Origin of the sequence: Bacilliculturomica massiliensis (assembly GCF_900605495.1) — a bacterium.
Taxonomy (GTDB): Bacteria; Bacillota; Clostridia; order Peptostreptococcales; family Anaerovoracaceae; genus Bacilliculturomica; species Bacilliculturomica massiliensis.
Map to the genome: position 1 here is coordinate 1 of NZ_LR027585.1, position 6,210 is coordinate 6,210.

Annotated in this window: 6 protein-coding genes and 1 rRNA gene; 1 reads left to right on the top strand and 6 read right to left on the bottom strand. The window is 53.4% G+C overall.

Translation table 11 applies throughout. The annotated features are described in order from the left end of the window. The 3 genes from E0E37_RS00365 to E0E37_RS00375 all read right to left on the bottom strand — a co-directional run. The coding region (locus tag E0E37_RS00365; RefSeq protein WP_207302889.1) for a biotin/lipoyl-containing protein at positions 1 to 708 on the bottom strand (708 nt) is incomplete at its 3' end. 35 nt (positions 709 to 743) lie between these two features. Further along, entirely contained in the window at positions 744 to 1,721 is a 978-nt protein-coding gene (locus E0E37_RS00370) for an alpha-ketoacid dehydrogenase subunit beta (protein ID WP_130861003.1), read from the bottom strand. A gap of 28 nt (positions 1,722 to 1,749) precedes the next feature. After that, complete coding sequence (locus tag E0E37_RS00375) at positions 1,750 to 2,739, bottom strand: thiamine pyrophosphate-dependent dehydrogenase E1 component subunit alpha (protein WP_207302890.1); 990 nt, start codon at positions 2,737 to 2,739, stop codon at positions 1,750 to 1,752. Between the two features lie 327 nt (positions 2,740 to 3,066). Between E0E37_RS00375 and E0E37_RS18970 the strand changes: the two genes are divergently transcribed. Beyond that, positions 3,067 to 3,201 (top strand): hypothetical protein, encoded by a 135-nt coding sequence (locus E0E37_RS18970; protein WP_281275507.1) that lies wholly within the window; start codon positions 3,067 to 3,069, stop codon positions 3,199 to 3,201. Positions 3,202 to 3,413: 212 nt separating this feature from the next. Here E0E37_RS18970 and E0E37_RS00380 read toward each other — a convergent pair whose 3' ends face one another. The 3 genes from E0E37_RS00380 to rrf form a co-directional block, all read right to left on the bottom strand. After that, on the bottom strand, positions 3,414 to 4,850 hold the full coding sequence (locus tag E0E37_RS00380; RefSeq protein WP_130861004.1) for a sigma-54 interaction domain-containing protein: 1,437 nt from the start codon (positions 4,848 to 4,850) through the stop codon (positions 3,414 to 3,416). Positions 4,851 to 5,757: 907 nt separating this feature from the next. Continuing rightward, positions 5,758 to 5,904: a hypothetical protein gene (locus E0E37_RS18445; RefSeq protein ID WP_165445132.1), complete on the bottom strand. Its 147-nt coding sequence runs from the start codon at positions 5,902 to 5,904 to the stop codon at positions 5,758 to 5,760. A 180-nt stretch (positions 5,905 to 6,084) separates the two neighbouring features. Next, a 5S ribosomal RNA gene (gene rrf / locus E0E37_RS00385) occupies positions 6,085 to 6,201 on the bottom strand. Positions 6,202 to 6,210: the final 9 nt, after the last annotated feature.

Below are 6,210 nucleotides of genomic sequence, written 5' to 3' on the forward strand. Positions count from 1 at the left end.
CAGGCCGCCCGGCCTCCTGCGTGCAGCCGGCGCGGCTTCGCGTTCTTCCGCTGCGGCGCCGCGCAGATCCGAGCTGTAGATGCGAGTCCCGTTGGCCGGTTGGATATGGGCCAGATCGATCCCCGCTCCTTCGGCCACGCGTTTTGCAAGAGGCGTGCTCTTCACCTTATGCTCCTGAATCCACGAGAGCACATCGGCCTTTTCGAGACGTTTCTTCCCCTGCCGCAAAGGTACCAGCCTCAGATCCACTCCGTTTTCCGCCGCGGCTTTCCGCGCTGCCGGCGAGGCAAAGACCCTCTCCCCCGGAACTGCGTCCCTGCCGGAGACATCGTCAGAAGCAGCCGGTCCTGAAACTGACGTATCTGGATCTGGCATACCTGACGCTGTTTGACCTGACGCCGGCCGATCCGGAGCCGGCTGCCCGGATGCGGACAGTTCAGATGTCCCCGGGGCCTCGGTCACTTCCTCACCCGCCTCTCCGATGGCTGCGATAGGTTCGTAAATGGGGATCTCCGCGCCCTCCTCTGCGATTATCTTGAGCAGCGTTCCACTCTCAGGCGACTCAAATGGAACAGTGGATTTATCCGATTCAATTTCAGCTATGACCTCTCCCTTTTCGACGGTATCTCCCACCTTCTTCATCCACCGCGTGATGACGCCTTCGTTCATCGTCAGGCCCAGTCTCGGCATATTAATCCATGTTATCAAGCTTCTCACTCCCTTCCGCTCTCTGCGAGCTCTGGCTATTCAAACAGTTTCTTCACCGATGTGTAAATGCGGTCCGTATTGGGAATGATGCGATTTTCCAACTGGGGGGCAAAGGCCACCGGCGTATTCTCCGCCGCCACGCGGACCACCGGCGCGTCCAGATAATCAAAGGCCTCCTCTACCGCAAAGGCCGTCAGCTCCGCTCCAAATCCGCACCGTTTGACAGCTTCGTGGACCACCGCCAGCCTTCCGGTCTTGCGTATGGAATTCAGCAGCGTCTCCCGGTCCAGCGGAACCACGGTCCGAAGATCGATCACCTCAGCGTCGATCCCATCCTTCTCCAGCATCTTTGCGGCTTCCAGCGCCATCTGGACCATACGCGAATAGGCGACGATGGTGACGTCGGATCCTGTTTTCCTGACTTCTGCTTTTCCAAAGGGGATCGTATATTCTTCCTCCGGCACCTCTCCCTTTTCCCCGTAGAGCATCTTGTGCTCGATGAACAGCACCGGGTCGTTGGAGCGGATCGCGGTCTTCAGAAGACCTTTTACATCGTACGCCGTAGACGGCAGAACGACCTTCAGCCCTGGAATATGCGCGTAGATTGCCTCCCAGCTCTGGGCGTGCTGAGCGGCCGAGGATTTTCCGGCGCCCTGCTGTGTGCGAAATACCAGCGGAACTTCCACCTGTCCTCCCGACATATAGCGGATCTTTGCCGCCTGGTTGACGATCGCGTCAAAGCAGCAGCCGGAGAAGTCGATGTACATGATCTCCGCCACCGGTCTCAGCCCTGCGATCGCCGCGCCCACCGCGGCTCCAGTAAGACCTGCCTCGGATATGGGCGTGTTTCTCACTCTCTCCGTGCCAAATTCCGTGGACAGCCCTTTCGTCACTTTAAACGATCCTCCAAAGGGGTCCGCAATATCTTCACCGATCAGAAATACGTTGTCATCCCGCCTCATTTCTTCTTCCAGCGCTTCTTTGATCGCATCTCTGTATGTAATCTTCCGCATGCTTGTATCCTCCTATTTCATCCGCCTTTTACAGCAGTCCTTCCTCATAGACATTTTCCAACGCAAACTCCGGGACCTGGGGCTCGCTGGCCTTGCCAAAAGCCACGGCTTCCTCGATCTGCCGGGCCACCTGATCCCGCAGCTGGTCGAGCTCTTCCTCGGTGAACAAGCCCTTTCCGGCGAGCTGCGCCCGGAACCTGGCTATGGGTTCTTTCTCGGGGCCCTTCCACATTTCCGCTTCTCCCTCCGGTCTGTAGATCCCCGGATCTCCCACATAATGACCGAACCAGCGATATGTTTTGGATTCGATCAGCACCGGTCCCTCTCCTTTTCTGCAGATCTCCGCGGCTTGCCGCGCTTTCTCGTACACATCCAGCACGTCGTTTCCGTCCGCTGTGAAGGATTTCACACCGTAACCCTCGCCTCTCTGCGCGATGTCATCGGGGCGCATGTGATACTTCTGCGACGTAGACTCTGCATACTGGTTATTCTCACAGGCAAAGATCACAGGCAGATTCCAGATGGAAGCAATATTCATGCTCTCGTGGAAAAAGCCTTCGTTCTGTGCGCCGTCTCCGAAAAAGCTGACGGCGATCCTGCCGTTCCCGCTGATCTTGGCGGCCAGCGCCGCTCCCGTCGCCAGCGTGGTTCCCGCTCCCACGATCCCGTTGGCTCCCAATATTCCACGGCTGCGGTCCATAATATGCATAGATCCGCCGTTTCCACGGCAGCATCCGTCTTTTTTCGCAAACAATTCCGCCATCATCCGGTTCAGATCCGTGCCTTTCGCGATCACGTGTCCGTGTCCCCTGTGAGTTGTCGAAATATAATCATCCTGATCTATTGCGGTCATTACCCCCACCGCCGCGGCCTCCTGTCCGGCGCACGGATGCAGAAATCCCGGAAGCTCTCCCGCCTGATACAGTTCTGCAGCTTTCAGCTCAAACTGACGAATTTGTTCCATCTTTACATACATTTCCTCTAATTTTTCTTTTGACAACCCGTTTAGATCTTTCATTGCCTGGATACCTCCTCTTACTTGTCGCAAAAAATCGACTTTTTTGTATTCTGCAGTCTACACATCGATTTTTTCTTTTCTTATTTTCGGCGCCGCCGCCGGAAACGGAACCGGCTCAAGTCCAGTCTTTGACGCGTTTCTTTCATTTCGACTTCTCCGAATTTTCCGTTTTCCAAGTTTTCTAACAATATAAAATGCAATTATTATGCCAAAAAATTAACAATGAAATAACGCTGAAGGAAACCAAATCATTTTGCTGCGGACGATCCCCAGCTGAGAGAGAAGTATGAATTCATCATGAGCGGCGTGCGGGACGAGGCCACCCGAATGAATCGTGCAAAGCAGGAAGTGCGGGAAGAAGTGCTGGAAGAAGTCGCGGCCCGCATGAAAGCTGCCGGCATGTCCTCCGCTGAAATTACGAAACTGACCGGGCTGACCGATAAGGGATCAGCGCATATCTGAAAATCTCTTCTGGCGTTTCCATAAGGCCCGATCCAACGCAGATCAAGTTCTGTCCATTAAAAAAATGTTGGAGTAATGCATTTCCTCTGCTTACTCCAACATTTTTTAGTTTAAACTATTCTCATCTCATGGGATGATTTTTCACATTCTGACACGCTGCTGACTGCTGTTGGCTGTACACATACAGCCGGGCTCCATGTGTACAGACAGCGTTACCCACCGTATTCGTTCAGCTTTTTGTAGAGCGATGTGCGATGTACCCCCAGCCGCTTTGCGGCCTCGGGCACGCTTCCGCCGCATGCGGACAGAGTCTCGAAAATATACTCCTTCTCCGTCTCCGCCAGATAATCTCTCAGCGTAGCGCCGTTGTCCGCAGCGCTGTCATTTACCGTCCGGGCCTCCGTCTGCTTCACCTCGGCGGCCACTTTGCGCCGTCTCTGTCTTCCGCTGTCCTCTGCTGTATAAATATCCTCATCCTGTTTGATCGTCATCTCCGATGCAAGAGTGAGCTGCTTGCCCGGGGACATGATATAAAGCCGTTCAATTACATTGCGCAGCTGCCGCACATTGCCAGGCCAATCGTATTGCTCCAGACATTTCATTGTCTTTTCACTGATTTCCTTTTCTCCCCCGTACTTCTGATTCAGCTCGGCCAGAATTCTTTCAGCCAGATGGACAATATCCTCCTTTCGGCTGCTCAGCGGCGGCATCGTGATGGGCACTACGTTCAATCTGTAAAACAGATCCTCTCTGAACTTTCCTTCCCTTACCAGTTTTTTTAGATTCTGATTAGTCGCCACGAGCACGCGCGTATTTACCTTATGATGAACAGTTCCGCCCACCCGAAGGATATAACCCGCGTCCAATACTTTAAGCAGCTTGGCCTGCAGGTGCATGGGCATCTCGCCGATCTCGTCTAAAAGCAGCGTCCCGCCGCTTGCCACCTCGAACAGTCCCAGCTTCCCCTCCGTGCTTGCGCCGGTAAACGCTCCCTTCTCATAACCGAACAGCTCAGACTCGATCAAATTGTCGGGAATCGCAGCGCAGTTGATCTCGATCAGACGTTTCGTCCTCCTTGGGCTCTTATCATGTATGTACTGCGCCAGCAGCCCTTTCCCGGTTCCCGTCTCCCCATATATGATAACGGTACATTCACTCCGCGCAACGATCTCTACCTGCTCCATCAGCTTCTTCATAAGCGGGCTATGGTAGACAAATTCCCTTTCCAACTTTGACAAGTAATGGTCCTTCACATCCTGCTTCCCCGTTTCTCTGACGTATTCCTCGTAAAAGGTATCCACCACCGACAAAGGACGGCAATTCGTGATGATCCACTGCAGCTCACCATTTTCATCAAAAATCGGTTTGCTGGTGGACATGATCTCCGTCCCGTTGCGCGCTTTGACCAGACCTGTAAAAGATTTCTTTGTTTCCAGCGCTTTTAAGGACGGCGCCCCCGTATAAATTCCATTTTTCAGAATTTCGCTGACATAGACCCCAACCAATTCCTTATACGATGTTCCCAGCATTGTTAAAATCGCCGGGTTAACCAAAACCACCTTTCCTTCCTTATCTACAATAAAAATGCCGTCCGTGGAGTTCATATAGAAGATCTCCACCAATTTCATCCCGTCACAATCCAGCGCCATTTTAAGCCCTCCCTCAGTGGAAACGCAATCCGCCCGCCTCAGCTGTCATTCTATTATGGCTTTTGTTCATTATAGCATTCGTAAAAGCCCCACGCAAGTTTTGCGATTTCATGGTATTCTTTACATTATATTTACTTGATTTAGTATAATATAGTTGATTTACCAATCGTACTGCCTGGCGAGCTGCCGGTTGATGACAGCTGTTAGCCTTCAGCGAGCTGCGGGCTCACAGTGTCTACTGCTTCTCAACATCCCATTGATTTTCGGTAGGATTGCCGGCGCCCGATGGACGGCCAATTCTCGCCTGCATTGCTGTTCTCCGGCGGACAGCAGATCTCCGGCTGCATCGCTGGCCCCCGGCGCGTGGTAGAGCTCCCGTGGAGTTGCTGGACCCCGGGGGACAGCGGATCTCCGGCTGCTTTGATGGCCCACGGCGCGTGGCGGGCGGCGGACTCTGGAGGCAGATAGGCGAAATGCAGATTTTTTTCTCGATCTCGCCGAAATAGGACCGCCAAATAGGTGAAACTACATTTTTTTCTGTATTTTCACCTATTTCACGTCAAATATGGCACATTCCTCCCTGATTTTTTTGCGTTTTTCGGTGATTCTTCATTTTTTTTGCTGTTTTCGCCTATTCCAGGATACTCCGATACCGCTATCTCGCCTTCCACGATCCAAAAAGAATGGATGGCCGAGCGACCTGGCGCCGCGGCCGCAGCAAAGAGCTTACCGATCTGTGCCGCGCCTGCTTGGGATAAGCGCCGTTTAAGACTGGCCTACAATACACGACTGCGGCAGGCTCTTGGCGGTAGGTACTTGGCGGCCAGCACCCACCCAGCCGTCTCTCTTTTTTCCGCATAACAAAAGAAGCGATCCTTTGGATCGCTTCTTCTCAAACTGGCAACGGTCAGCGCTGAAACGCTCCGCGTTTCCTCCATGCGCTTCCCTCCGACTCGCGGCCTGCGCCGCTCCCATGCTGTCCCATTTTGCACTGCGGCCGAAGCCGCGCAAAATGGGCAACGGTCAGCGCTGAAACGCTCCGCGTTTCCTTCATGCGCTTCCCTCCGACTCGCGGTCTCCGCCGCTCCCATGCTTGAACACCTAACCCAATTTGCAAGGCAAATTGCTGGTAGGTGTCATACAGAAATTGCACAGCTTCAGCTGTATTGCAATTTTTCAGTTTCCAGTTTTACACTAAAAAACGGAGCTACTTTCGTAACTCCGTTTTTTGTAAAACTGGCGACGTCCTACTCTCCCAGGCAGCTGCCCGCCAAGTACCATCAGCGCTAGAGAGCTTAACTTCTGTGTTCGGGATGGGAACAGGTGTGACCTCTCTGCTATTGTCACCAGATCTCTTGCT

Excerpts from the sequence above, each read along its gene's own strand:
- E0E37_RS00370 (WP_130861003.1), bottom strand. The coding sequence starts at position 1,721 with ATGCGGAAGATTACATACAGAGATGCGATCAAAGAAGCGCTGGAAGAA.
- E0E37_RS00375 (WP_207302890.1), bottom strand. The coding sequence starts at position 2,739 with ATGAAAGATCTAAACGGGTTGTCAAAAGAAAAATTAGAGGAAATGTAT.
- E0E37_RS18970 (WP_281275507.1), top strand. The coding sequence starts at position 3,067 with ATGAATCGTGCAAAGCAGGAAGTGCGGGAAGAAGTGCTGGAAGAAGTC.
- E0E37_RS00380 (WP_130861004.1), bottom strand. The coding sequence starts at position 4,850 with ATGGCGCTGGATTGTGACGGGATGAAATTGGTGGAGATCTTCTATATG.
- E0E37_RS18445 (WP_165445132.1), bottom strand. The coding sequence starts at position 5,904 with ATGAAGGAAACGCGGAGCGTTTCAGCGCTGACCGTTGCCCATTTTGCG.